Source organism: Pantoea sp. Mb-10 (assembly GCF_021272205.1).
GTDB lineage: Bacteria > Pseudomonadota > Gammaproteobacteria > Enterobacterales > Enterobacteriaceae > Pantoea.
This window is the reverse complement of record NZ_JAJSDX010000007.1, coordinates 213,545-239,037: the sequence shown is the minus strand read 5'-3', so window position 1 is coordinate 239,037 and position 25,493 is coordinate 213,545. Positions and strand designations below refer to the sequence as shown.

At 55.8% G+C, this 25,493-nt stretch carries 24 protein-coding genes; 12 read left to right on the top strand and 12 right to left on the bottom strand.

From position 1 onward, the window contains the following. Positions 1 to 2 precede the first annotated feature (2 nt). The gene (sapB, locus tag LU196_RS16055; RefSeq protein ID WP_232759972.1) at positions 3 to 968 is read left to right on the top strand and encodes a putrescine export ABC transporter permease SapB; all 966 of its coding nucleotides are present in this window, start codon (positions 3 to 5) and stop codon (positions 966 to 968) included. A gap of 121 nt (positions 969 to 1,089) precedes the next feature. Here the strand turns inward: sapB and LU196_RS16050 are convergent, their stop codons facing one another. The 3 genes from LU196_RS16050 to LU196_RS16040 all read right to left on the bottom strand — a co-directional run bounded on the left by LU196_RS16050 (position 1,090) and on the right by LU196_RS16040 (position 1,988). Further along, the gene (locus LU196_RS16050; RefSeq protein WP_232759971.1) at positions 1,090 to 1,227 is read right to left on the bottom strand and encodes a hypothetical protein; all 138 of its coding nucleotides are present in this window, start codon (positions 1,225 to 1,227) and stop codon (positions 1,090 to 1,092) included. Between the two features lie 20 nt (positions 1,228 to 1,247). Continuing rightward, positions 1,248 to 1,460: a cold shock domain-containing protein gene (locus LU196_RS16045; RefSeq protein WP_232759970.1), complete on the bottom strand. Its 213-nt coding sequence runs from the start codon at positions 1,458 to 1,460 to the stop codon at positions 1,248 to 1,250. Between the two features lie 267 nt (positions 1,461 to 1,727). Then, positions 1,728 to 1,988, bottom strand: coding sequence for a hypothetical protein (locus LU196_RS16040; RefSeq protein ID WP_232759969.1), 261 nt, complete (start codon positions 1,986 to 1,988; stop codon positions 1,728 to 1,730). A 279-nt stretch (positions 1,989 to 2,267) separates the two neighbouring features. Between LU196_RS16040 and sapC the strand changes: the two genes are divergently transcribed. The 5 genes from sapC (at position 2,268) to LU196_RS16015 (ending at position 7,170) form a co-directional block, all read left to right on the top strand. Then, complete coding sequence (gene sapC / locus LU196_RS16035) at positions 2,268 to 3,158, top strand: putrescine export ABC transporter permease SapC (RefSeq protein WP_232759968.1); 891 nt, start codon at positions 2,268 to 2,270, stop codon at positions 3,156 to 3,158. Next, positions 3,158 to 4,153: a putrescine export ABC transporter ATP-binding protein SapD gene (sapD, locus tag LU196_RS16030; RefSeq protein ID WP_232759967.1), complete on the top strand. Its 996-nt coding sequence runs from the start codon at positions 3,158 to 3,160 to the stop codon at positions 4,151 to 4,153. The genes sapC and sapD overlap by 1 nt, the downstream gene beginning before the upstream one ends. Before the next feature lie 2 nt (positions 4,154 to 4,155). After that, positions 4,156 to 4,959 carry a putrescine export ABC transporter ATP-binding protein SapF gene (sapF, locus tag LU196_RS16025; protein ID WP_232759966.1) on the top strand — a complete coding sequence of 268 codons (804 nt, stop codon included), beginning with the start codon at positions 4,156 to 4,158 and terminating at the stop codon, positions 4,957 to 4,959. Positions 4,960 to 5,076: 117 nt separating this feature from the next. Further along, positions 5,077 to 5,865 carry an enoyl-ACP reductase FabI gene (fabI, locus tag LU196_RS16020; RefSeq protein ID WP_021505963.1) on the top strand — a complete coding sequence of 263 codons (789 nt, stop codon included), beginning with the start codon at positions 5,077 to 5,079 and terminating at the stop codon, positions 5,863 to 5,865. 189 nt (positions 5,866 to 6,054) lie between these two features. Continuing rightward, positions 6,055 to 7,170 (top strand): oxidoreductase, encoded by a 1,116-nt coding sequence (locus LU196_RS16015; RefSeq protein ID WP_232759965.1) that lies wholly within the window; start codon positions 6,055 to 6,057, stop codon positions 7,168 to 7,170. On the opposite strand, the gene LU196_RS16010 is transcribed toward LU196_RS16015, so the two are convergent. Both LU196_RS16010 and LU196_RS16005 read right to left on the bottom strand, forming a co-directional pair. Then, entirely contained in the window at positions 7,167 to 8,063 is an 897-nt protein-coding gene (locus LU196_RS16010) for a LysR family transcriptional regulator (protein ID WP_232760093.1), read from the bottom strand. The two genes, LU196_RS16015 and LU196_RS16010, sit on opposite strands and share 4 nt — an antisense overlap. Positions 8,064 to 8,307: 244 nt before the next feature. Beyond that, positions 8,308 to 9,897, bottom strand: coding sequence for a PTS transporter subunit EIIC (locus tag LU196_RS16005; RefSeq protein ID WP_232759964.1), 1,590 nt, complete (start codon positions 9,895 to 9,897; stop codon positions 8,308 to 8,310). A gap of 244 nt (positions 9,898 to 10,141) precedes the next feature. Here LU196_RS16005 and LU196_RS16000 point away from each other — a divergent pair, with 244 nt between their 5' ends. The 5 genes from LU196_RS16000 to pdeR all read left to right on the top strand — a co-directional run bounded on the left by LU196_RS16000 (position 10,142) and on the right by pdeR (position 19,192). Further along, positions 10,142 to 12,451 carry an FdhF/YdeP family oxidoreductase gene (locus LU196_RS16000; protein WP_232759963.1) on the top strand — a complete coding sequence of 770 codons (2,310 nt, stop codon included), beginning with the start codon at positions 10,142 to 10,144 and terminating at the stop codon, positions 12,449 to 12,451. 125 nt (positions 12,452 to 12,576) lie between these two features. Beyond that, complete coding sequence (locus LU196_RS15995) at positions 12,577 to 14,511, top strand: exoribonuclease II (RefSeq protein WP_232759962.1); 1,935 nt, start codon at positions 12,577 to 12,579, stop codon at positions 14,509 to 14,511. A gap of 184 nt (positions 14,512 to 14,695) precedes the next feature. Then, a complete protein-coding gene (locus LU196_RS15990) occupies positions 14,696 to 16,762 on the top strand; it encodes a carbon starvation CstA family protein (protein ID WP_232759961.1) in 2,067 nt (688 codons plus the stop codon). Beyond that, on the top strand, positions 16,755 to 17,051 hold the full coding sequence (locus LU196_RS15985; RefSeq protein ID WP_232759960.1) for a YbdD/YjiX family protein: 297 nt from the start codon (positions 16,755 to 16,757) through the stop codon (positions 17,049 to 17,051). The genes LU196_RS15990 and LU196_RS15985 overlap by 8 nt, the downstream gene beginning before the upstream one ends. 158 nt (positions 17,052 to 17,209) lie before the next feature. Further along, complete coding sequence (gene pdeR, locus LU196_RS15980) at positions 17,210 to 19,192, top strand: cyclic di-GMP phosphodiesterase (protein ID WP_232759959.1); 1,983 nt, start codon at positions 17,210 to 17,212, stop codon at positions 19,190 to 19,192. 12 nt (positions 19,193 to 19,204) lie between these two features. Here pdeR and LU196_RS15975 read toward each other — a convergent pair whose 3' ends face one another. Beyond that, positions 19,205 to 20,071 carry a crotonase/enoyl-CoA hydratase family protein gene (locus tag LU196_RS15975; RefSeq protein ID WP_232759958.1) on the bottom strand — a complete coding sequence of 289 codons (867 nt, stop codon included), beginning with the start codon at positions 20,069 to 20,071 and terminating at the stop codon, positions 19,205 to 19,207. A gap of 406 nt (positions 20,072 to 20,477) precedes the next feature. Further along, positions 20,478 to 21,176, bottom strand: coding sequence for an L-ribulose-5-phosphate 4-epimerase (gene araD, locus LU196_RS15970; protein ID WP_232759957.1), 699 nt, complete (start codon positions 21,174 to 21,176; stop codon positions 20,478 to 20,480). 313 nt (positions 21,177 to 21,489) lie between these two features. Here araD and osmB point away from each other — a divergent pair, with 313 nt between their 5' ends. Beyond that, entirely contained in the window at positions 21,490 to 21,705 is a 216-nt protein-coding gene (gene osmB / locus LU196_RS15965; protein WP_232759956.1) for an osmotically-inducible lipoprotein OsmB, read from the top strand. Between the two features lie 70 nt (positions 21,706 to 21,775). Here osmB and yciH read toward each other — a convergent pair whose 3' ends face one another. From yciH to pgpB, 5 genes are all read right to left on the bottom strand, one after another. Next, a complete protein-coding gene (gene yciH, locus LU196_RS15960; protein WP_232759955.1) occupies positions 21,776 to 22,099 on the bottom strand; it encodes a stress response translation initiation inhibitor YciH in 324 nt (107 codons plus the stop codon). Continuing rightward, positions 22,099 to 22,806, bottom strand: a complete 708-nt coding sequence (gene pyrF, locus LU196_RS15955) for an orotidine-5'-phosphate decarboxylase (RefSeq protein ID WP_232759954.1) — start codon at positions 22,804 to 22,806, stop codon at positions 22,099 to 22,101. The genes yciH and pyrF overlap by 1 nt, the downstream gene beginning before the upstream one ends. 207 nt (positions 22,807 to 23,013) lie before the next feature. Continuing rightward, a complete protein-coding gene (gene lapB, locus LU196_RS15950; RefSeq protein ID WP_232759953.1) occupies positions 23,014 to 24,183 on the bottom strand; it encodes a lipopolysaccharide assembly protein LapB in 1,170 nt (389 codons plus the stop codon). 6 nt (positions 24,184 to 24,189) lie between these two features. Next, entirely contained in the window at positions 24,190 to 24,492 is a 303-nt protein-coding gene (locus tag LU196_RS15945; RefSeq protein ID WP_232759952.1) for a LapA family protein, read from the bottom strand. Positions 24,493 to 24,618: 126 nt separating this feature from the next. Continuing rightward, positions 24,619 to 25,383, bottom strand: coding sequence for a phosphatidylglycerophosphatase B (pgpB, locus tag LU196_RS15940; protein ID WP_232759951.1), 765 nt, complete (start codon positions 25,381 to 25,383; stop codon positions 24,619 to 24,621). Positions 25,384 to 25,493 lie beyond the last annotated feature (110 nt).

Here is a 25,493-nt window from a genome sequence, read left to right as displayed (position 1 = left end):
GCATGATCATCTATCTCATACGCCGTTTGCTGCTGCTGCTGATTACGCTGTTTTTGCTCTCGTTGGTGAGCTTCAGCCTGAGTTATTTCACGCCCAACGCGCCGCTCGAGGGTGCCTCATTGTTGGATGCCTGGTGGTTCTGGTTTCAGGGGCTGCTGCAGTTTGATTTTGGCGTGTCCAGCACCAACGGTCAGTTAATTGGCCTCCAATTGCGTGAGGTATTTCCCGCCACGCTGGAGCTGTGCGTGCTGGCGTTTTTGCTGGCACTGCTGACGGGGATCCCACTGGGCATTTGCGCGGGCGTGATGCGCAAGAAGTGGCAGGACAAGCTGATTAGCGCGTTGGCACTGCTGGGCTTTTCGCTGCCGGTGTTCTGGCTGGCGCTGCTGTTTACGCTGTTCTTCTCACTAACGCTGGGCTGGCTACCGGTGTCGGGCCGTTTTGACCTGCTCTATCCGGTACAAAAGATCACCGGCTTTGCCTTGATAGACGCCTGGCTGAGTCCGTCACGTTGGCGTCATGAAATGCTGATCAGCGCGCTCACCCACATGATTCTGCCGGTGATCGTGTTGGCCGTGGCACCCACCACCGAAGTGATTCGTCTGTTACGCAGCAGTACCCGTGAAGTGATGGAGAAAAACTATGTGAAGGCCGCGGCGACGCGCGGTTTATCGCGTTTTACCGTGATTCGCCGTCACGTATTGCACAATGCGCTACCGCCGGTCATTCCCCGCCTGGGGCTGCAGTTCTCCACCATGCTCACGCTGGCGATGATCACCGAAGTGGTCTTTAACTGGCCGGGGATAGGACGATGGCTGATTAACGCGATTCGCCAACAGGATTATGCCGCGATTTCAGCGGGCGTGATGGTGATTGGCGGGTTGGTGATGGTGGTGAGCGTGCTGTCTGATATTGTCGGTGCCGCGTTGAATCCACTCAAACATAAAGAGTGGTATGCCCTGCGTTAATCCCGCGTTTACTGCACGCTGATTATTCGCAATAAAAAGGCCACCCAAAGGTGGCCTTTTTTGATGCTTTTTTTACCGCCCAACAACGCATTCGGCATTATCAGGCTTGGAAAGCGCTGACTTACGCCGCCAGGGGCATTGCCGTATGGCGCATCATTGCCGCTTTACAAAAAATGCATTTTGCGCCCATCGGATTTTTGCTGCTGATGTCAAAAATCGATTGACGATATTGCGAGCCCTGACACGCGGGGCAGCGCATACTCGTAATGGTGTTAATCGTTATACACCCGTTACGTTGGCAGCTGACGGGCCTTTAGGGCCGTCCTGCACGGAGAATTCTACTTTCTGGCCTTCTTCGAGGGTGCGGAACGCATCGCCCTGAATCGCAGAGTAGTGAACGAACACATCTTTGCTGCCGTTTTCAGGAGAAATGAAGCCGAAGCCCTTTTCAGAGTTGAACCATTTTACGGTGCCGAGAATTTTATTAGACATAATTTTACCTTAACTTTGAGCCATATGGCATTGATGGGCTGAACGCAGAGACACATCAGAACTGGAGATAACACTCAAAGGAAAAGGCTTGAGAACGGCACTTAAACGGATGAGGGATAAAATAGGAACCAACTATGAGACTGTCTGCTTATCAGACCGGAAAGCTATTTACGCACACTTAAATGCAGAATGCAAACATTAACGCGATTTATCTTTGGTGCCCGCGAGAGCAATCGCCTGCGGGCACAGCGCGTAAGACATGCGTCGCTACTCGGCTCCGGGACGTTGTTTCTGTTCAACCAAAATCAACGGACATTTTCGCACCTTGCACGCTTGTGAATAAGCAAGATGGCAGACTTCACACAGATCCCTTACCTCTGACTCATATTCATACTCCGTGTAATAACGAAACTTACCGTCACCGGTGGATTTACGCCAGAATCGTTGCGGCTCCAGCAGCTCGTCTAGTTGCCTGAAGGTCAGGCCGGTTGGGTTATGAAACCCAATTCTTACGCGATATATAGTCATGGCACGATAGTGACGCAGCCTTGGCGCGCGAGCCAGTTGATCTTATTTCTCACTGAGATAGGAAAAACCTACGCTGTACGTTCGCTGACCATTTGTTCTGCTTTGCTGAAATTGCCCGCCGTGCTGGCTTGCCTGAAAGCGGAAGATAGACGGATAATCCCCTCTAATGCGCTGCGCCTTGCAAAAGTGCCAGCATAAAAAGTATGAGCGCTATCTCAACAATGACAAACGGTATGAACGCCGCCCGCGCGCCCTTAACCCCACGACAAGCGATTGACTATGCCTTTTGATACTGTCTACGCAGAAAAAAAACTGCCCTCGCCTTTTCGCCTGTTTTGGCAGCGGTTTTATCGCGATACCAGCGGAATGATTGGCCTGTACAGCTTTGGCCTGCTGCTGTTTTTGTGCCTGTTTGGCGGCCTGCTGGCGCCCTACGGTATCGATCAGCAGTTTCTTGGCTACCAGCTGCTCCCCCCTTCCTGGTCACGCTATGGCGACGTGTCGTTCTTCCTGGGCACGGACGATTTGGGGCGCGATGTATTGAGCCGCCTGCTCAACGGCGTGGCGCCAACCGTGGGGTCGGCGCTGCTGGTGACGCTGCTTGCCGCGCTGTGCGCCCTGATCCTGGGCGTGCTAGCCGGCATTACGCAAGGGATACGCTCAGCGGTGATGAACCACATTCTTGATACCCTGCTTTCGCTGCCTTCTCTGCTGCTGGCCATTATCGTGGTGGCATTTCTGGGGCCGCGTCTGGAGCATGCCATGTTAGCGGTATTTTTGGCCCTCATCCCGCGCCTGGTGCGTGAGATTTACACCGCCGTGCATGACGAAATGGAAAAAGAGTACGTGGTTGCGCTGCGCCTTGATGGCGCGCGTAACTTCAATATTCTGTGGAACGCGGTGCTGCCCAACGTGCTGCCGCTGCTGGTCAGTGAGCTCACGCGCTCGCTCTCTATGGCGATTCTGGATATTGCTGCGCTGGGTTTTCTCGACCTGGGCGCGCAGCTCCCCTCGCCGGAATGGGGCGCAATGCTGGGAGATGCGCTGGAGCTGATTTATGTTGCGCCCTGGACGGTGATGCTGCCAGGCGCCGCCCTGATGATCAGCGTGCTGGTGGTCAATTTACTCGGCGACGGTGTCCGTCGCGCAGTTGAAGCGGGGATTGAATAATGCCGCTGCTTGATATTCGTAATTTGACCATTGAGTTCATGACCAGCGACGGGCCGGTCAAGGCCGTTGATCGCATCAACCTGACGCTGAGCGAAGGCGAAGTGCGCGGTTTGGTGGGCGAATCCGGTTCGGGTAAAAGCCTGGTGGCCAAAGCCATTTGTGGGGTGACTAAAGACAACTGGCGCATCACCGCTGACCGCATGGTATTTGACGATATTGATTTGCTACGCCTCTCGCCGCGCGAGCGCCGTCGCATCATCGGCCACAATGTCTCAATGATCTTTCAGGAGCCGCAATCCTGCCTGGATCCCTCCGAGCGCGTGGGGCGTCAACTGATGCAGGCGATCCCGGGTTGGACATTTAAAGGGCGCTGGTATCAACGTTTTTGGTTCTGGCGCAAAGCGCGGGCGATAGAGCTGCTGCACCGGGTGGGAATCAAGGACCACAAAGATATCATGCGCAGCTTTCCCTACGAGTTAACCGAGGGCGAGTGTCAAAAAGTGATGATTGCCATTGCGCTTGCCAATCAGCCGCGGCTGTTGATCGCCGATGAACCCACGAACGCGATGGAACCGACCACCCAGGCGCAAATCTTCCGCTTGCTCAGCCGCCTGAATCAAAACAACAACACGACGATTTTGTTGATCAGTCACGATCTGCGCACCATGAGCCGCTGGGCGAACCGGATTAACGTGATGTACTGCGGACAAACTGTGGAGAGCGCTAACAGCGAGGTGTTGATGGAGCAGCCGCACCACCCTTACACGCAGGCGCTTATTCGGGCGATGCCCGATTTTGGCAGCGCGCTGCCGCATAAAAGTCGTTTGAACACGCTTTCCGGCGCCATTCCCACGCTTGAGCACCTGCCGATTGGCTGTCGACTCGGCCCGCGCTGTCCTTACGCGCAGCGTAAATGCGTGGAAACGCCCCGCCTCAGCGGCAGTAAATCGCATCTGTTCGCCTGCCATTTCCCGCTTAATATGGAGGAGCAGTAACCGTGGAAACGCTGCTCGAAGTGCGCAATTTGAGTAAAACGTATCGCTACCGCACCGGCCTGTTCCGTCGCCAGCACGTGGAAGCGGTCAAGCACGTCAGCTTTACCCTGCGCGAGCGGCAAACGCTGGCGATTATTGGCGAAAACGGCTCTGGCAAATCCACGCTGGCCAAAATGCTTAGCGGCATGGTCGCGCCGAGCGAGGGCGAGATCGTCATCGATGACCATCCTCTCGCCTACGGGGATTATGGCTATCGCAGCCAGCGCATTCGCATGATTTTTCAGGATCCTTCCACCTCGCTTAATCCGCGCCAGCGCGTCAGTCAGATCCTGGATTTCCCGCTGCGCCTGAATACCGACCTAGATGACGAGGCGCGGGAAAAACGCATTATTGCGACGCTGCGGCAGGTCGGCCTGCTGCGCGATCACGCCGGCTACTATCCGCATATGCTGGCACCGGGACAAAAGCAGCGCCTTGCGCTGGCGCGCGCGCTGATCCTGCAACCGAAAGTGATTGTCGCCGATGAAGCGCTGGCGTCCCTGGATATGACCATGCGATCGCAGCTGGTTAACTTGATGCTGGAGCTGCAGGAGAAGCACGGCATTGCCTATATTTATGTCACGCAGCATCTTGGCATCATGAAGCACATCAGCGATCAAGTGCTGGTGATGCATCAGGGCGAAGTGGTTGAGCGCGGCGGCACTGCCGATGTGCTGGCGTCGCCGCTGCACGACCTCACCCGCCGCCTGATCGCCAGCCATTTCGGTGAAGCCCTGACGGCAGAAGCCTGGCGAAAGTCGCTTTAACGCGGCGGTTTACCGTATTTGTCTTAGACGTGCTAGAATCCGCACGTCGATTAACGTCGGTCGCCTACTTTTTAATCATCGCGACCGCCAACAACAATGACCATAAGGATTACAGCTATGGGTTTTCTTTCCGGTAAGCGCATTCTGATTACTGGCGTTGCCAGTAAACTCTCCATTGCCTACGGTATTGCACAGGCAATGCACAAACAGGGCGCAGAGCTGGCTTTCACCTACCAAAACGACAAATTGAAAGGTCGTGTGGAAGAGTTTGCTAAAGAATTGGGTTCAGACATTGTTCTGCCGTGCGACGTTGCGGAAGACGAGAGCATTACTGCGCTGTTCACCGAGCTGGCAAAAACCTGGCCAAAATTTGACGGTTTCGTTCACTCTATCGGTTTCGCGCCTGGCGATCAGCTGGACGGGGATTATGTGAACGCGGTGACCCGTGAAGGCTTTAAAATTGCCCATGACATCAGCGCATACAGCTTCGTCGCGATGGCCAAAGAGTGCCGGGCGATGCTGAACCCTAACGCCGCGCTGCTGACCCTCTCTTATCTGGGTGCAGAACGTGCGATCCCGAACTACAACGTTATGGGTCTGGCGAAAGCATCACTGGAAGCCAACGTGCGCTATATGGCGAATGCAATGGGCCCGGAAGGCGTACGCGTTAACGCCGTGTCTGCCGGTCCAATTCGTACTCTGGCTGCATCAGGCATTAAAGACTTCCGTAAAATGCTGGCGCATTGCGAAGCGGTCACCCCCATTCGTCGCACCGTGACCATCGAAGACGTAGGCAACTCAGCGGCCTTCCTGTGTTCCGACCTGGCGGGTGGCATCACCGGTGAAGTGGTTCACGTTGATGGCGGCTTTAGCATCGCCGCGATGAACGAGCTGGAACTGAAATAAGTGATGAAGGCGAGCCGCGCGCTCGCCTTTTTCTTTTGCCGTCTTATATCCCCACGCTATTAATTATTCCCCTTCATTCTTTTGCCACAGCCCGTGGTTCAGCGACGATAAGCCAGCCCACGCCTGGTAATGTCTCTTTTCAGCGTTAACCGCCGCTTGCCAGGTCCGTTTATTGTGCAAGGAATGACCATGGAACCACGCCGTTCTGCCGGCCACGATCACTGGTTTTATGAAAGCCAGACTCGCCCCGACACCCTCGCCTGTGCGCCATTGGTGCCTGAAGCCGCACATATCGACGATCGTTTTTTATTAGGTTTACAGCAGGAAGCCTGCACCCTCGCCTCACTTTTTGTATCGTTTGAACCGGCCCTGCACGCTGCCCGCACGCTCAGTCAGCTTCTGTTTCCCGATACGCTCAACGCTTCATTGACGCACACGCTAACGCTTTACGATCGCTTAAGTACCGCGCTGACGGTTGCGCAGGTGGCAGGGGTGCAGCGCTTGTGCAACCACTATTCGGCGCGCCTCAATCCCTTACCCGGCCCGGACTCTTCGCGCGAGAGCAACAATCGCCTGACGCAAATTACGCAGTATGCCCGTCAGCTTGCGATGCAGCCGGCATTGATCACTGGACACAGCGTCGCGGCGCTGGATGCCGTCGGGTTAACCGAACCGGACATTGTTACCCTTAATCACGTGGTGGGGTTTGTCAGCTATCAGGCGCGAGTCGTTGCCGCGCTGCAGGCGATGATCGCGCTACCGGTGCGCTGGATCCCTGGCGTTACGCCCGCACCGGATGCCCAGCCTGCGCGGTTTACACCGGACCATTTCGGGCAAGCCGTTATCCAGGCGGTAGAACCGCGCTATGCCAGCAGCGCACAGCACGCCGCTGCAACGCGGTGCCTCAACCATGCCGATGTGGCGCCTGCGCTGGGGATCTTGTTGCACGACGCCGCGGTGTTGAGCACATGGGTCGCGCTCATGGAGCAGGCCCCTCAAGGAGACGACGCTATCCTGGCGCAGGCCGTGAGCGCGCGCATATTGGGCTGCCACGGTAACTTTACCCGCCGAGCCGGTGACTGGCGTGAAGCGTTGCTGGAAGACGTCGACCTGGCGGCGCAGACGCAGCCGGTCATTGCGGTAAGCGCGCAGCTCACGCGACTGCCTGAGCGATTTAGCGCCGCGCATCTCCAGCCGCTGCACAACGCAGGCTGGGAGAATGAACGTCTCTTTGGGTTATTGCACGCGATCGCGCTGGCGAACTGGCAAGATCGTCTTTTGATGGCGCTGACGGAAACGCCTTAGTCAGGCAGGTGCGCGCGCGCCTCATCAAAGAAATGCTGCGCCAGCGGAGACGCGCGGCCCGGCTCGGCAATCACCAACGCGGCCTGTCGTCCCATGGGCGCCATCTCAATGGGGCGGCGCACCAGGTGCTGTAGCATTTCCGGCAGAAGATGGCCGCAGGGTGAAACCATAACGCCCAGCCCCACGTGCGCACTTTGCAGTAGCTGGGTAATCGAGGCACTCTCTACGATAATTCGCGGTGTCGTGCCCGTTTCGCGCAGCTGGCTATCAAGATAGCGGCGAAAATAGCGCGTCTGCTCCGCGAGGCAGAGCGGATGCGCTGCCAGTGCGCTGAGCGTCAGAGTGGACTGTGCAGCGAGCGCCGGGAAAACGTCAGGATGAAAGATGGCCTCAACGCCGCGATCGTTGAGCAGCGCGGTCTGGAAGTGCAGCTCCCGCAGTGAGGTGAGTTCAAAGAAACCGATCCCCCCATCCACCGTATGGCTGTTTAACGCCTCGAGTAACCGATCGGCGCTCATGGCGGTGATGCGATAATCAAGTTGCGGATAGCGCCCTTCCACGGCTTTTAGCAGCACAGGCAGCGCAACGCTGCACTGCGGCATGACGCCTAATCGTAACGTCCCGTTGACGCCATGCTTCAGCGACTCGACTTCCAGCTTTAGCCCCTGGTACACCGAAACAATTTCGCGCGCCCACGTCAGTACGCGTTCGCCTTCAGGCGTAAAACCGTCAAAGTTGTTGCTGCGGTTGATCAGCGAAAGGCCCAGCTCACGCTCCAGGTTTTTAAGGCGCATGGAGAGGGTTGGCTGGCTGACAAAACTGGCCTCTGCCGCGCGGCCAAAGTGGCGTTCGCGCTCCAAATTGCAGAGGTAAATAAGCTGCTTGATATCGATTTTTGCATCCACCGTGACGTGAGGAACGCGCCATGTTAACAAACAGCACGCGCCTTCGTGGACCTTTTTAAGGGCTTTGGCTGGCGCGATTAAGGCGGAATCGCGCGGCCATCAATAAGATATCGCCCCACCCGGCGCTTATCTCCGGCACTCGCAATGGCTTAGCTCTTGAAGGGGCACTTTAGATAATCGGCCGAGCTGCACCGGATCTTAAATTCACCTTAAAAAAGTGTGCGCCATGTCATCAAGCCACGCCCAGCGTCTGTTTTACCTCGCTGGCGATCTTTTCGACCTGCGGGCCGTAAATCACCTGCACATCGTGGTCGCTGACGCGATTAACCCCCTGTGCGCCCGTGCTAAGTAAGGTTTGATCCACGACCTCTTTCATCACTTTCACCCGCACCCGCAGGCGGGTAAAACAGCAATCAACGTCTTCGATATTATTTGCGCCGCCTAGCCCGCTGATAATCACCTGCGTGCGCTCATCGGCAGAAACCACTGCGGCTTGGGTGGGCTCTTCGGATTCGCGTCCCGGTGTTTCCACTTGCATGCGCGTGATGATGAAGCGAAAGGCAAAGTAGTAAATGGGGGCGTAAACCACACCCAGCGCAATCGTCCACCACCAGTGCGTTTTACTGCCGCCCAGGATGCCAAACACCACCAGATCGATAGCGCCGCCCTGCACATTGCCAATCATCAGATGCAGCATCGACATCAGCATAAACGACAGCCCGGTCAGCAGCGCGTGCAGCAGATACAGCAGCGGTGAAACAAAGATAAAACAAAACTCCAGGGGCTCTGTGATCCCCGTGGTAAATGAGGTCAAGGCACCGGCCAGCACTAAAGCCTTAACGCGCGCCTTATGCTCCGGCCGCGCGGTGTGGTAGATGGCCAGCGCAGCGGCGGGCAAGCCAAACATCATCACCGGAATTTTCCCCTGCGCCAGAAACTGCGTGGCATTACGCACCGTGCCATCGGGTATGGCGCCGGGGTGCGTCAGCGACGTGTTGAAAATATTGAGTGCGCCCACGATGGTTTGCCCGTCTACCGTCGCCATGCCGCCAATAGGCGTGAAACGCACGGTCTCATTGAGAATATGGTGCAGTCCGGTGGGGATCAGCAGGCGTTCGCCGCTGCCGAGTAAGAACGCACCATACTGGCCGCTTTTGCCGATCATTTGCCCGACCCACGCAATGCCAGCCCCCACCGTGGGCCAGATCAGCGCTAATAGCACGCCCACCAGCGGCAGCACGACCACGGTGACGATGGGCACAAAGCGGCGCCCGCCAAAAAAGCCGATTGCCGCGGGCAGCTGCTGGGTATAGAACCGATTATGCAATGCCACGGTGATCAGACCGGCAATGACCCCACCGAGCACGCTCATGTTGTAAGTAAAGACGCCGAGCATATTGATGTACTCCGCTGACGTCATCATCGCGGTGGTTTGGTCCATGCCGGCCTGCTGTAGCGCGGCCGGTGTGGTGGTGGCTGCGGTTAAGCCTTTGGCCGCCAGCGTTGCGCTGATCCCGACGTTCATGGCGAGATAGCCAATCACGGCGGCAAAGGCCGCGGTAGGCTTTTCCGCCTTCGCCAGCCCGATAGCGCTGGCCACGGCGAAAAACAGCGGTAAGTTGGCAAACAGCGCACCCGCCACCTTGCGAATAAACCCAATGATCAGCTGCGGCACCTGCATGTTGGCAAAAGCATCACCGGTGACGGCGGGGTTTTGCATCGCGGCGGCAAGACCGAGAAAAATACCGGCAGCGGCAATAACAGAAATGGGCATCATTAACGCTTTACCGAAGGCGTGGACTTGGCTGGCAAGGTGCTTCATGCGGCGCTCCTCTCAAGGTCTGAAAGAGCAATTATTAGCCAGTTATCGCCGCAGCATATCAAGGTGCGCTGCAATGTGCCGAAAACTAAGAGGTGGGTCACGCTTTAGCGGCGGCGAGCGATAAACGCCAGCTATCGCACCATTAAGTCAATCAATTAGACAACGTTTGCACGCAGTCGCACACTCCTTACCCATTAGCGTCATACTCTGATAACAATTCATAAACAATAAGCCTGCACTCACTATGAAATTTAAACGTAAGATCCAACCTTATCGCGCCGCCGCCGGCGGTTGGGGCTCGCTGGAAGCGACCACCCGTTTCGTGTTTGACAGCAAAGCCGCCCTGAAAAATATGCGTAACCTGATGCGTATGAACAAAGCGCGCGGGTTCGATTGCCCGGGTTGTGCCTGGGGCGATGACAACAAAAGCACATTCAGCTTTTGCGAAAACGGCGCCAAAGCGGTGACATGGGAAGCCACTCGCCGCGTGGTGGAGCCCGAATTTTTTGCTAAACACAGTGTGAGTACGCTGTATCAGCAGAGCGATTACTTCCTCGAATATCAGGGCCGTTTAACGCATCCGATGCGCTACAACAGCGAAACTGATCACTACGAGCCGATAAGCTGGGATGATGCGTTTGCGCTGATTGCTCAACACCTGAACGCCATGACCCACCCGGATCAGCTGGAGCTTTACACCTCTGGCCGCGCCAGCAACGAAGCCTCATGGCTTTATCAGCTGTTTGGTCGCGTCATGGGCACCAACAATTTCCCTGACTGTTCAAATATGTGCCATGAAGCGAGCGGCGCTGGCCTAAAACGCAGTATTGGCGTTGGGAAGGGCACCATTCGCCTGGATGATTTTGACCACGCAGATGCCATCTTCGTGCTGGGGCAGAATCCCGGCACCAACCATCCGCGCATGCTGCACAGCCTGCGCCACGCCGCCGATCACGGTGCCAAAATCGTCACGTTTAACACGCTGCGCGAACGTGGCCTGGAGCGCTTTGCCGATCCGCAGAAACCGCTGGAAGTAGTGACGTCCAAAGCGGGCACCATCAGCTCTGCCTATTACCAACCCAACTTAGGGGGGGATATGGCGGCGGTGCGCGGCATGGTCAAAGCGTTGCTGGAGATCCAGCGTGCGCGCCTCGCTGCGGGAGAAGCGGGCATTTTTGATCAAGCCTTTATTGACGCCAATACGCAAGGCGTCGAAGCCTACCTGACGGCGGTGGACAACACCTCGTGGGCACACATTGTACAGCAATCCGGATTAAGCGAAGCGCAGATCCGCGAAGCAGCCACAATTTATCAACATTCGGAGCGCGTGATTGTGACGTGGGCGATGGGCATTACCCAGCACAAGCACTCGGTAGATACCGTTCGCGAGATTGTTAACCTGCAACTGCTGTTTGGTCAGCTGGGTAAAAAAGGCGCGGGCCTGTGCCCGGTACGCGGTCACAGTAACGTGCAGGGCAACCGCACCATGGGCATCGATGAGAAGCCGAGCAAGCCTTTCCTGGATGCGCTGGGCGCCCGCTTCAACTTCGAACCGCCACGTAACGTGGGTCATAACACCGTTGAGGCGCTGGGCGCCATGCTGCGTGACGAAGTGAAAGTGTTGATTGCGCTGGGCGGCAACCTCGCCGCGGCGGCGCCGGATTCCCCCATTACCGAAGCGGCGCTTCAGCATTGCGGCTTGACCGTGCACATCAGCACCAAGCTGAACCGTAGCCATTTGGTTCCGGGTCACGAAGGCCTGATTTTACCTACGCTCGGGCGTACCGAGCGCGATCGTCAGGCGAGCGGCAACCAGTTTGTCACGGTCGAGGACTCCTTCAGCATGGTGCACGCTTCAGAAGGCGTTGGCATTCCCCTGGCCGACACCCAGCGCTCTGAAACGGCAATTGTGGCGGGCATTGCGCATGCCACGCTGGGTAGCGATAGCATTGATTGGCTTGGCATGGCGGCGGACTATAACGTCATCCGCGATCACATCGCTGCGACCCTTCCCGGCTTTGCCGATTTCAACGTCAAATGTGATATTCCCGGCGGATTCTATTTGGGAAATGCCGCCGCTGAGCTGCGGTTCAATACGCCTTCTCAGCGCGCCGAGTTCAGTGCCGCCGCCCTGCCGGATTCGCTGTTCCCTCAATTGGGTCAAGATGTTGACGTGCCGTTCACGTTGCAAACGCTGCGCTCTCACGATCAGTACAACACCACCATTTATGGTCTCGACGATCGCTACCGCGGCGTGTATGGCCAGCGTGAAGTGGTGTTTATTCATCCCGAGGATATGGCGGCACTCGGCTTTAGTGAAGGCCAGCTGGTTGACATCGAAACGCTGTGGAACGACGGGCTAACGCGTCGCGTCAGCGGCTTTAAGCTTGTGCCGTATGATATCCCGCGCGGCAACCTTGCCGCCTATTATCCTGAGACGAATCCGCTGGTTCCCCTGTCAAGCTACGGTGATGTCAGCGGCACACCGACCTCCAAATCGGTGCCGGTGAAACTGGCGCTTTCTGCCGCTGCGCCTGCGCAACGCATCGCCTAAGCCCAGCTGTTAACCCGGGGTAAAAAGCCGTTTAAAGCGGCCTTTTACCCCGTTTTGGCCTTGCCGCGCGCGGCCGATTCGCGTAAAACTGTCCACCGCTCTTAGGCCACGAAACGAAATTTATTATGTTCCAGGATAATCCGCTGCTCGCGCAGCTTAAAGAGAAACTTCACGCGCAGACGCCGCGCGCGGAAGGCGTAGTGAAAGGCACCGAAAAAGGGTTTGGCTTCCTTGAAGTGGATGCACAGAAGAGTTATTTCATTCCTCCGCCGCAGATGAAAAAAGTCATGCACGGCGATCGCATCACCGCGGTGATCCATACCGATAAAGATCGCGAAAGTGCCGAGCCGGAAGCCCTGATTGAGCCGTTCCTTGCCCGTTTTGTTGGCCGCGTACAGAAAAAAGATGACCGTCTGTCAATCGTTCCCGATCACCCTCTGCTGAAAGACGCCATTCCCTGCCGCGCGGCGCGTGGCGTCACGCACGATTTCCAGAACGGAGATTGGGCAGTGGCAGAGATGCGCCGTCATCCGCTCAAGGGTGACCGTGGTTTTTATGCCGAACTCACCGAATTCATCGTCACTGCAGACGACCCTTTGGCACCCTGGTGGGTCACGCTGTCCCGCCATAATCTGGAGCGTGAAGCACCGAACGTCGCCTTCACTGACATGCTGGATGAAAATCTGCAGCGTGAAGACCTGACGGCGCTGAATTTTGTGACCATCGACAGTGCCAGCACGGAAGACATGGACGATGCGCTCTATGTTGAACCGACCGCCGAAGGCAATCTGCTGCTGACTATCGCTATCGCCGATCCTACTGCCTACGTGGCCGCAGGCAGCGAGCTGGATAAGGTGGCGGCCAAACGCGCCTTCACCAACTATCTGCCCGGTTTCAATATTCCAATGCTGCCACGTGAACTGTCTGACGACGTCTGTTCGCTGCGCCCGCTGGTGCGACGCCCTGCGCTGGTGTGTCGCGTCACGGTCCTGCCCGACGGCAGTGTCGCTGACGACGTGCATTTCTTTGCCGCCTGGATCGAATCCAAGGCCAAATTGGTGTACGACGAGGTCTCAGACTGGCTGGAAAACAGCGGCAGCTGGGAACCGCAGAGTCCGGCTATCGCCGAGCAGATTCGCCTGCTGCATCGTCTGTGCCTGGCGCGCAGCGAATGGCGTCAGACGCATGCGCTGGTGTTCAAAGATCGCCCCGACTATCGCTTTGTCCTGGGTGAAAAAGGCGAAGTGCTGGATATCCTTGCTGAGCCCCGCCGTATCGCTAACCGCATCGTCGAAGAAGCCATGATTCTGGCAAACGTCTGTGCGGCAACCGTGCTGCAGGAGAAGCTGGGCTTTGGCATTTACAACCTGCACAGCGGCTTTGATTTAGCCAACGCTGAACAGGCCGCAGGGGTGCTGGCAGGACACGGGATTACCGTGGATGCGCAGGCGATCACGACGCTGGAAGGGTTCCGTCAACTGCGCCGTGCGCTAGACGCGCAGCCTACGCAATATCTCGACAGCCGTATTCGTCGCTTCCAAAGTTTCGCCGAAGTCGGCACCGAACCTGGCCCACACTTTGGTCTTGGTCTGGAAGCCTATGCGACCTGGACCTCACCGATCCGTAAGTTTGGCGACATGATTAACCATCGCCTGCTGAAGGCCATTGTACGCGGCGACACCATTGCGCGCCCGGCTGACGAACTGACCACCATTATGAGTGAGCGTCGTCGCCTCAACCGCATGGCTGAACGCGATGTGGGTGACTGGCTCTATGCCCGCTTCCTCGCACCGTTTGCTGGCACCGATCGCACCTTCAGCGCGGAGATCATTGACGTTTCGCGCGGCGGCATGCGCGTGCGCCTGCTGGAAAACGGTGCGGTGGCGTTTATTCCGGCGCCGTTTATCCATGCGGTGCGTGACGAGTTGGTGTGCTCGCAGGAAAGCGGCACCGTGCAGATCAAAGGTGACGTGGTGTATCGCGTCACGGATACAATAAACGTCACCATTGCCGAAGTGCGCATGGAAACCCGCAGCGTGGTCGCCCGTCCCGCTGCCTAAGCGTAAAAAAGGCAAGGTAACTGCGGTTATCTTGCCCTTTTCTTCTCCCTTCTTTCCCCGCGTCATTAAATTTGCTTTCTGCTTCACACTTCTGACCCGATTCGCTGTTGTTAACAATTCATTACATTACTTTTAACTTGTTGTATTCGATCGCCTTTTTCCGGTCCCTACAAGGAGTTATCTCATGAACAACGTCAAAACCAGGATGATCTGGTTAGCGGTGGCGTTAATTGGTGCGGGTGCGTTTGCCATGCTGGCCCTCAACCGCGGCGAGCACGTCAATGCGGTGTGGCTGGTGATTGCGTCCGTGGCTTGCTACAGCATCGCCTATCGCTTTTACAGCTTCTTTATTGCTCACCGTATTTTTGAACTTGACGATCGCCGGCTTACCCCGGCGGAGCGTCTCAATGATGGGCTGGATTATGTGCCCACCAATAAATGGGTGCTGTTTGGCCATCACTTTGCCGCCATCGCCGGGGCGGGCCCGCTGGTCGGGCCGATTCTCGCCGCGCAGATGGGCTTTCTGCCCGGCACGCTGTGGATTCTGATTGGCGTAATGCTGGCGGGTGCGGTGCAGGATTTCTTAGTGCTCTTTATCTCAACCCGCCGTGATGGACGCTCACTCGGTGAGATGGCGCGGCAGGAGCTGGGATCGTTCGCGGGCGTTGTGACCATGCTGGGCGCGCTCGGCGTAATGATCATCATCCTGTCGGCGTTGGCCTTGGTGGTGGTGAAGGCGCTGGCAAACAGTCCGTGGGGCCTGTTCACCATTGCGGCAACCATTCCGATTGCGCTTTTTATGGGCGTGTACATGCGCTTTTTGCGTCCGGGAAAAATCGCAGAAGTGTCGCTTATTGGCTTTGTGCTCATGATGGCCGCGATTATCTACGGCGGTAACGTGGCTGCCGATCCTTATTGGGGCCCGCTGTTCACGCTGAAAGGCACTGAGCTCACAGGGGTGCTGGTGATTTACGGCTTTGTGGCCTCGTCGCTGCCGGTCTGGCTGCTGCTGGCGCCGCGCGATTATCTGTCAACGTTTCTCAAAATTGGCGTAATTATTGGCCTGGCAATCGGCATCGTCTTTGCCATGCCTGAATTGAAAATGCCGGCCGTCACCAAGTTTATTGATGGCACCGGTCCGGTATTTGCGGGCTCGCTGTTTCCCTTCCTGTTTATTACGATTGCCTGCGGCGCGATCTCGGGCTTCCATGCGCTGGTTTCCAGCGGCACCACGCCCAAATTGATCGAGCGTGAAAGCCATATCCGCGTGATTGGTTATGGCGCGATGCTGATGGAATCCTTTGTCGCCATCATGGCGCTGATCTGCGCCTCGGTGCTCGACCCCGGCGTGTATTTTGCGATGAACGCGCCTGCCGCGCTGATTGGCACCACGGTTGAGAGCGCCTCACAGGCCATAAACAGTTGGGGCTTCGTGGTCACGCCGGAGATGCTGAGCGGGATTGCTGGCGAAGTGGGTGAAAGTACCATTCTTTCGCGGGCGGGCGGCGCGCCGACGTTTGCAGTGGGCATGGCACATATCATTACCGACGTGTTTAACAGTCGCGCCATGATGGCTTTTTGGTATCACTTCGCCATTCTGTTTGAGGCCCTGTTTATCCTGACGGCGGTTGACGCCGGTACCCGCGCCTGCCGTTTTATGGTGCAGGATTTGGTCGGTACCGTTGTGCCTTCGTTGGCTAACAACCGTTCCTGGCTGGGCAACATGGCCGGTACCACCGTCGCGGTGGCGGGCTGGGGCTTTTTTGTCTATCAGGGCGTGGTTGATCCCTTGGGCGGGATTAATACGCTCTGGCCGCTGTTTGGCATCGGCAACCAAATGCTGGCGTCAATGGCACTGATCCTCGGCACCGTTGTGCTGTTCAAGATGAAAAAACAGCGTTATGCCTGGGTGACCATCCTACCGACCGCGTGGCTGTTTATTACCTCGATGACGGCCGGCTGGCAGAAAATTTTCCACGAGAAGCCGGCGATTGGCTTCCTTGCGCAGGCCAACAAGTTCCGCAAAGGCATTGAGGACGGCGTGGTCATTGCCCCGGCTAAATCTGTGGCTGACATGCAAACCATTGTGTTCAGCAATCAGATCAACGCTGCGCTGTGCGCATTCTTTATGCTGGTGGCGGTAACGATGCTGGTCGCGGCCTTCTTCGTGATCCGGCGCGCGCTGCGTAGCACACAGCCCACCACGCACGAATCGGAAATTGCGCTACGCAAGGAGGTGCGCCGTGTCTGAGACAATATTTCGCACGCCGCGCCCGCAGGGCCCCTGGCAAATCTACGCCTGCACCCTGCTGCGGAAAGCAATCGATGCACCTGCGCGTCCACGCTGGTGGAGACTGTGGCAGGGCCTGCAACAGAGTTTCCGTTTAATGGTAGGTGTAGGCGATTATCAAACCTACCTTAAGCATATGCGTGAACAGCATCCGGAACATCCGCCGATGGACGAACGCGCCTATCACCGTTATTGCCTTGAGGCACGCTTTCCGAGCCAGCCAGGCAAGCTCGGTAAATGCCCTTGTTAGGTCCAGCTAGCGCCCCGGTTTTCCGGGGCTTTTTCGTGCCATTCTTTAATGAAAACAAAAATATATTCTTTTTGTACCTTGTGCTAATGCAGGAGGTTGAATACTGTTGCTAAAATAATGAGATCCCGCACGTTGAGCACTCCCCGGAGGAGATTTAGATGACCGATGAACAAGGGCAAACGTTGCTATATGCGCTGTTTGGCACCACTAGCCCTCATTGGCGATTAACCTCGGATAGCGATGCGCTGCATTTTGCCGAAGATGAAAGCGCTAATACCAATCTCGCGGTTCCCCTCACCCCCGCACAAGCCAGTATGCTGCGCGCCATGACCGTCATTACATCAAGTATTAACCTGACGCTTTCCTTGCGTGGCACGCCAGTGGCGATGCATTTTGTCGGCCGTAAGGTGAATCAAGCAACCTGGGCCGGCACCGCGTCGGCGTGGGGAGACACCGCCTCAGTGGCGCGCGATCTGACGCTGGGATTATCGTTTGCGGAACAGGTGGTCTCCGAAGCCAACTCGGTCATTGTGATTCTCGATCAGCGCGGCAACATCCAGCGCTTTAATCGCCTCAGTGAAGAGTATACCGGGCTAAAAGAGCAAGAAGTTATCGGTCGCAATGTCTTTCAGTTATTTATGACGCGCCAGGAAGCGCAAGCGTCGCGCCGTAACGTCACCGGTTTTTTTCGTGACGGTAACGCCTATGAAGTTGAGCGCTGGGTTAAAACCCAAAAGGGACAGCGACTGTTTCTGTTTCGTAATAAGTTTGTCCACAGCGGCAGTGGGAAAAATGAAATTTTCCTCATCTGTTCCGGTACCGACATTACCGAGGAGCGACGCGCTCAAGAGCGTCTCCGGGTGCTTGCCAATACCGATACTGTGACCGGTTTGCCTAATCGTAACGCAATTCATCAACAGATAGGTCTGGCACTGCAACAGGCCAACGGCGATCACACCGGCATTGTTTATCTGGATCTGGATAACTTCAAGAAGGTGAATGACGCCTATGGTCACATGTTTGGCGATCAGCTGTTGCAGGCGGTTTCACTGGCCATTCTCAGCTGCCTCGACAAAAATCAAACGCTGGCCCGCTTAGGCGGCGACGAGTTTTTAGTGCTGGCAGAACACACTAGCCAGGCGGCGCTGGAAGCCATGGCTTCACGCATCCTGGAGCGGCTTCGCCAGCCTTTCCGCATTGGTTTGATCGAAGTTTACAGCGGTTGCTCGCTGGGTATCGCGATCGCCCCGCTCCACGGCGACGATCGTGAAAGCCTGATTCGCAATGCGGACACGGCGATGTACCACGCCAAGGAAAATGGTCGCGGCAAATTTTGCGTGTTTGCCAGCGAAATGAATCAGCGGGTCTTCGAGTATTTATGGCTGGATACCAATTTGCGCAAAGCGCTGGAGCTCGATCACCTGATTGTGCACTATCAGCCAAAACTGGATAGCGATGGCCGCGTTCGCAGTGCAGAGGCCCTGGTGCGTTGGAACTCTCCCGAGCGCGGATTAATCCCTCCCGGTGACTTTATCGCCTATGCAGAAGAGTCGGGGTTGATCGTGCCTCTCGGACGTTGGGTAATGCTTAGCGTGCTTAAGCAGATCATACAGTGGCGAAGCGAAGGCATTTTTCTGCGCGTGGCAGTCAATGTGTCCGCCAGGCAGCTCATCGACCAGAGCATCTTCAGCGACTTAAAGCAGGCCCTGATGGATGCGGGCCTGTCCGATTGTCCGATTGATGTTGAACTCACAGAAAGCTGCCTGATTGAGAATGAAGCGGGTGCGCTCACGCTGATGAAACAGTTTCGTGAGTTGGGTGCGCAAGTGCACCTCGATGATTTTGGCACGGGTTACTCCTCGCTCTCACAGCTCACGCGCGTCCCGCTGGATGCCATTAAGCTGGATCAAAGTTTTATCCGCAATGTTAATGAACAACCGGTGTCGCAATCGCTGGTACGGGCTATTGTGGCGGTGGCGAAAGCCCTGGAGTTGCAGGTGATCGCCGAAGGTATTGAAACCGAAGCGGAAGAAGCCTTTGTGATCGCAAACGGCGTAGATGAACGTCAGGGTTATTATTACGCAAGGCCAATGCCCGCGGAACAGCTCGGGCATTGGCTAAAGCATCCTGCCCGCGTTTAACTGCGCGCGTGATTATCCGGCTTTACGCAACGCGGCACTGTGCCGATTTTGCAATTGGACCAGGCGCTCCATGTATGCAATGTCTTTGGGTTCGAGCGTGAAGGCGTAATCTACCCAATCCTCCGTAATATCCATGAGCTCAGCACGCGACAGCTGCAGTACGCGCTGTCGCGCTTTAAGCATGGCGCGCACGCCATTTAGCTTGGGACGCAGTGTATCGATAAAGGTCCGCGTAGTACGATAGGCTTCTCCCGGTTGAAACACCTTGTCCACCAAACCGCGGGTCTCAAACCACTCTGCGCTGTGGGACTCACCTTCACAGATCAGCTCTTCCGCCAGCTTCATGCCCGAACGACGCGCCACCAGAGAGTAGCCCCCCATACCGGGAAACAGGTTGAACGCAATTTCCGGGAATCCCATACGCGCGCTGTTCTGCGCCAAAATAAAATGGTGCGCCAGCGCCGCTTCAAAGCCTCCGCCCAGTGCACTGCCCTCTATCATCGCCAGCGTGACCGCGCCGGTATCAAACCCGCGTGCCGCGGCGTGAATGCAGTCAACGCACGCCCGTGCATAGGCACGCAGAGCTTCACGCCGATTATTGCGTATGCACTCGACGAAAAATCGCAGATCGCCGCCGGCATTGAACATTTGCGGTACCAGCGAGCCCGTGACCCAGAAATCAATGGGCAGGCCGGAGCGCTGAGCGGCGTAGCTCAGATTCATGATCTCCTCGATTAATTCATGGTTGAAACTGGGCCGGGGTTGCGCGCGCAGCATCATCCACATGGTGCGGCGTCCTTCTTCATAATAGGCGGCCAACTGCGTCGTCTGGCCAGCTTCGGTGAATAATCTGCAAGTGGGTTGGTTAATAACTGTCATGGTCTCATCCTCTGTTTATGTGATGCGTTATACGCCCTACCAGCGTAATCCAGAGAGAGGCCAGACCAAATGAGAGATTGATTTATAAAGCAAAATCCAGAGAGATCCCCGACCCGACCGTCGAGGATCGATTAGCGGGCTTACTTAATGGCAGCGCGTTGTGCCAGCGCCACTTGAGATTGCTTAACGCGTCGTAAATAGCAAGGCAGTGAGATGAGCACGCGCACCCACGTGACAACGAGAGAGCGCCCTGGCGGTCGCGCTCATGGGGTAAAACGGTGGCCCCTTTCGGCAACCATCCGCACTCTCGGCAGCGCTTAAAAGGTGCCAGCTAGCGGCTCACCCAACGATCGGCAACCGTGGCATAAAAAAAGCGCCTCGCGGGCGCTTCGTGAGCGAATGAGGATCAATTCTGCCCATACCAGGCATTTTTGCCATGCTTACGCAGGTAGTGAAGATCGAGCAAGGATTGGGAAATAGGTTTTAGCTCCGCGTGCAGCTGCGCGGTATGGAGCGCCATATACGCGACTTCCTCGAGGACCACCGCACTGTGGACAGCGGCGTCAGCATCTTTACCCCAGGCAAAAGGCCCATGTGAATGCACCAGCGCCGCAGGGACAGCGGAAGGTTGGATGCCACGATGAGCAAAGGTTTCAATAATCACTTGCCCGGTATTCCATTCGTACTGTTGCTCAATTTCGTCTTGCTGCATGCTGCGCGTGCAGGGGATCGTACCGTAAAAGTCGTCAGCGTGGGTGGTCCCCAACGCGATGAGGTCTCGCGCCGCCTGCGCCCAAATAGTGGCGTGACGTGAGTGCGTATGAACGATCCCGCCAACCTCAGGCCAGGCGAGATAGAGCGCCCGGTGCGTGGCCGTGTCAGATGAGGGTTTTAGCCCGCCTTCAACAACCTTGCCGCTCTCCACCTCTACAACCACCATGTCATCCCGTTGCATTTTCTCGTATTTTACGCCTGAGGGTTTAATCACCAGAAGCCCGCGCTCGCGATCGATAGCGCTCACGTTACCCCAAGTAAAAGTCACAAGATTATAACGAGGCAGATCGAGATTGGCCTCCAGCACCTGCTGCTTAAGCTGCTCCAGCATGATTTTTCTCCTGAACGTAAGAGTCTAAATTGTGCGGAGCAGGCGTAAAAAACGTTATGGAGGGAATGGCTGTAAAGGCAGCGGAAAGTGGCTAATGAATGAGAATTGCGCTGTGAATTCAGAGTTTTCTATCTTCGGATAACCGCGACAGCGTTTAGACTGAGCTCAACGTTGGCTTGGTACGCCCGGTGCATATCAGACGTTGTGCAATACGGTAAAGATATGTGCGTTTTGGCGAGCCGACGGCGTAATTCAGAGCTTTGCATCTATAATTGTAGCGTTGCCTCTGAAAGAACAATCAAGGAGAAAGTGTATGACAACAACAATGAAGCGTTTGACTGCCGCAGTGTTAGCGACCACTTTGGTTGTGGCGTTAAGTGGATGTTCTAACTGGTCGAAGCGGGATCGCAATACTGCGATTGGCGCGGGCGCAGGCGCAATTGGTGGCTCCGTGCTGACCAACGGCAGCGCACTCGGCACCGTGGGTGGCGCAGCAGTCGGTGGCATCATCGGCCATCAGGTCCATTAAAATAATGATTCGACTACGCAGCGTAGGGTATTGTTAATAACGGGCCGCAGATTTTGCGGCCCGCACTGTCTCATCCACCGGCAAGTTTGACTTTCATACCGTGCGCTTCCAACAGCGTCTTAAGCAAATCTCGCTTATCACCCTGAATTTCTATAACGCCCTCTTTTACCGCACCGCCGCAGCCACATTTTTTCTTCAATTCAGCTGCCAGTTTGTTCAGCGCGGCGTCATCAAGATCGAGACCCGTTATCAGGCATACCCCCTTCCCTTTACGTCCACTGGTTTGGCGCTGAATACGCACGATGCCATCCCCTTTTGGACGGGGCGCTTGTACCTCTTTTTCCGTAATCCGCCCGCTTTCGGTGGAGTAGACTAACCGATTGTCCTGACCCATCACACCTCCTCAAGACTGGACAAAATTGTTTGCAGCGCAGCGGCGGGGTCGGGCGATTGGGTGATCGGACGGCCAATCACCATGTAATCGACCCCAGCACGTCGAGCCTGTTCCGGCGTCATGATACGACGCTGGTCGCCGGCATCACTGCCGGTTGGGCGAATACCTGGCGTAACAAGGGCAAAATCCTGACCAAACACGCTTTTGAAATGTGCGGCTTCCTGAGCAGAACATACAACACCATCTAATCCGCACTGCTGAGTGAGACGCGCCAACTTTTCAGCTTGTTGCGCAGGCGTCAGCGTAATGCCCAGTCCTGTTAAGTCTTCCTGATCCATGCTGGTGAGCACGGTAACGGCAATCAGCAAGGGTGCGTCGTTGCCATAGGGTTGCAACGCTTCTTTTGCTGCACGCATCATGCGTGCACCACCGCTGGCATGTACGTTCACCATCCAGACGCCTAAGTCCGCCGCTGCCGCGACGGCATGCGCGCAGGTGTTAGGGATATCGTGGAATTTCAAATCGAGAAAAACGTCAAAACCCCGCTCATGCAGTGCTTTTACGGCCGCTGGTCCAAAAAGCGTGAACAACTCTTTGCCAACTTTCAGGCGACACTGGCGTGGGTCGATGCGTTCCACAAAGCGCAGCGCGTCGTTGAGATCGTGGTAATCGAGTGCCACTAAAATGGGCGAAGTGGTTACAGGCATGACGTTTCCTCAAAGCGGGCACCCGCAGGCGCAATGGACAAGCGGCATGCATTCTACCTGCACCGCCGCTCAACAACAATCTGCGCGCCTGCTTTGCTGTTAAGCGCTATCTGCACAGTTGCTTTACTCTACGTGATATTTCCAGCTTTATAGTATGTTGTAACTACAAAGGACGCAAACGCGTCGCTGATTCAGCGTTGCGAGGCGTTATTGGCCGTCCAGGCCGCGAATAGGCTTAACCGACGACCACGTACGGCAGGATGGGCAATGCCAGTAAAGCGCATGCGCCGTGAACCCGCATTTTTGGCAGCGGTAGCGCGGCTTGGTGCGAATTTGCTCGCCGACCATATCGCGCAACACCATGAGACTCTCTTTGGCGCGGCCATCTTCGGCTTCATGCAGGTGGAAATCCATCAGGCGATGGAACACACGCATGGTAGGATGACGCTGCAGCTGCCGATTGATGTAAAGTTGAGCGGCCTCTGGCCCTTGCTGCTGCTCAAGAATATCCGCAAGATAGAGTTCGGCTGCCGCACCGGTGTTTTCATCTACGCAGCGCTCAAGAAACCGCGCCCATTCTTCCGGTTGTTCAAGACGCTGATAGCAGGTTTCAAGCATCGCTAGCGTTTCGCTGACGAGCTCTTTATCCTGCTCCAGCACCTTTTTAAGGCGGTCAGCGGCCTTAGCATACTCGCCCTGCTCCATCAAAATGCGTCCCATCATGATGGATACGCGCGCACTTTGTGGTTGTGCTGATTCACCTTTTTTTAGCAGCTGCATTGCACGATCCAATGCATCACTGCTTAATGCCTGCAGCGCGAGCTCACAGTAGAAGTGCGCAATTTCCCCTTTCTGCTTGTCTTTGCCAAGTTTGACTAATTTCTCAGCGACTTCAATCGCCTTCTGCCACTCACTGGTGGCTTGATGAATCAGCAGCAGCTGTTGCAGCGCCCCCACCCGAAAATCCGTTTCTTCAATCAATTGGACAAACATATCCTCGGCGCGATCGTAAAGGCCCGCCGCCATATAATCCCGTCCAAGCTGCTGGATCGCGAGCAGCCGTTGCTCATAGCTCAGGGAAGCACTTTCCATAAGGGATTGGTGGATGCGAATCGCGCGATCGACTTCTCCGCGAGAACGGAAAAGATTGCCCAAGGTAAGGTGCGCTTCTACTGTCCCGCTGTCTTCCTTGAGCATATCAAGGAAGAGCTCTACGGCTTTGTCTTGCTGATTGGAAAGAAGGAAGTTGACGCCATCAACGTATTCACGTGACAGCCTGTTCGCTTCCTGTTGCTTATCCTGTTGCGCACTACGACGCCCCATGTACCAACCATAGGCTGCAGCAACAGGCAGAAGCAGAAACAACAATTCAAGCATTAGCGCTTAGTCCTGACGACCGACAGTCACAGTGGAAGCGGTACTCGCCTGTTCATTTTGGGCCTGCATACGTTTTAGTTTGCGTTGGGCGTTAGCAAGCGACACGCGCACTTTTAACCAAAAGAGTCCGCAGATAGCCCATCCCAGCAGGAAGCCGACGCCAAACAGGCTTGCCAGCAGCGTAGAGATGCGAAATTCGCCCTGAGCCAAGAGATAGTTGAAAGTGACGATTTGATCATTGTGCGCGCCGAGCGTCACGGAGATGATAAAAATGACCAAAACCACCAGAAAAATCAGCAAATATTTCACAATGCGTCCTGTCGTGAGGTTGTCCAGAATAAGTATGCCAAAAAAGTGACGCCGATGCTGGAGATCTACGCGTTAACCCTCCTGACGAAGGCTAGCCCAATACCCATATTGGGGCGCCATAAAAAATTACAATACGTCATCCCGCTGCGCGATCTCTTGCTGCTCCTCACGCGGTATGGAGAGCGGCCCGCAGAACCGCTGCGCCAGCCACGTAGCGAGCGTGACCAAGAGCCAAGAAATCAATGTGGCTACCACTAAGTCGCGCGGCCAGTGCATCCCCAGTAACAAGCGACTTCCCATTACCGCCGTTGCCCAGCAAAACAGCACGGCTACGGTAACAAGATGGCGCCTCGGCCAGAGCAGTCCAATCGCTAATAGCGCCCAGCTGGCGGCAAACATGGTATGTCCCGAAGGAAAGGCAAAACCGGTTTCAAACGCCCAGTGTCGCTTTAGCCAGCCCGGTAGCTGGGTGTCATTTTCCAGCAAGCTGGAGACCAGTTCGCCCCGATGTTTACGCTTGAGTTGGTAAAATGCCTCTTCTTTGAGACCGTAGCTTTTTTCAAGCCATAACACATACGGACGCGGCTCCTGGACCTGTTCCTTAATAAACGATTTGGTGTACTGACCAGCAAGGATTGCCCCGTTCATGATAATGAGCAATAAAATGGCGGGTTTCAGACGGAAGCGTAAACACCACAGCACCCACACGCTCAGCAATGCGCTGGTCAACATTCCCCACGGGCTGGTGACCGTTTCCGTCATCCAGAACATCACGCGCAGGAGAGTGTCGCTCTCGCCCGGCTGCCACTGCCAACCGGATACCCACACGCCAAGCGGCATTAATAACAGTAAAAACGTACCAAGACTGGTACGCTGGATAATTTTTAACATCCGACTTCCTTGCGCTGCGTTTAAAGCAAAAGGTGCATAACTTTAGCTGAAAAAAGAATAACATACCTATAGATACTTAGATAATTGTGCTTTATCACAGTAATCGCGCT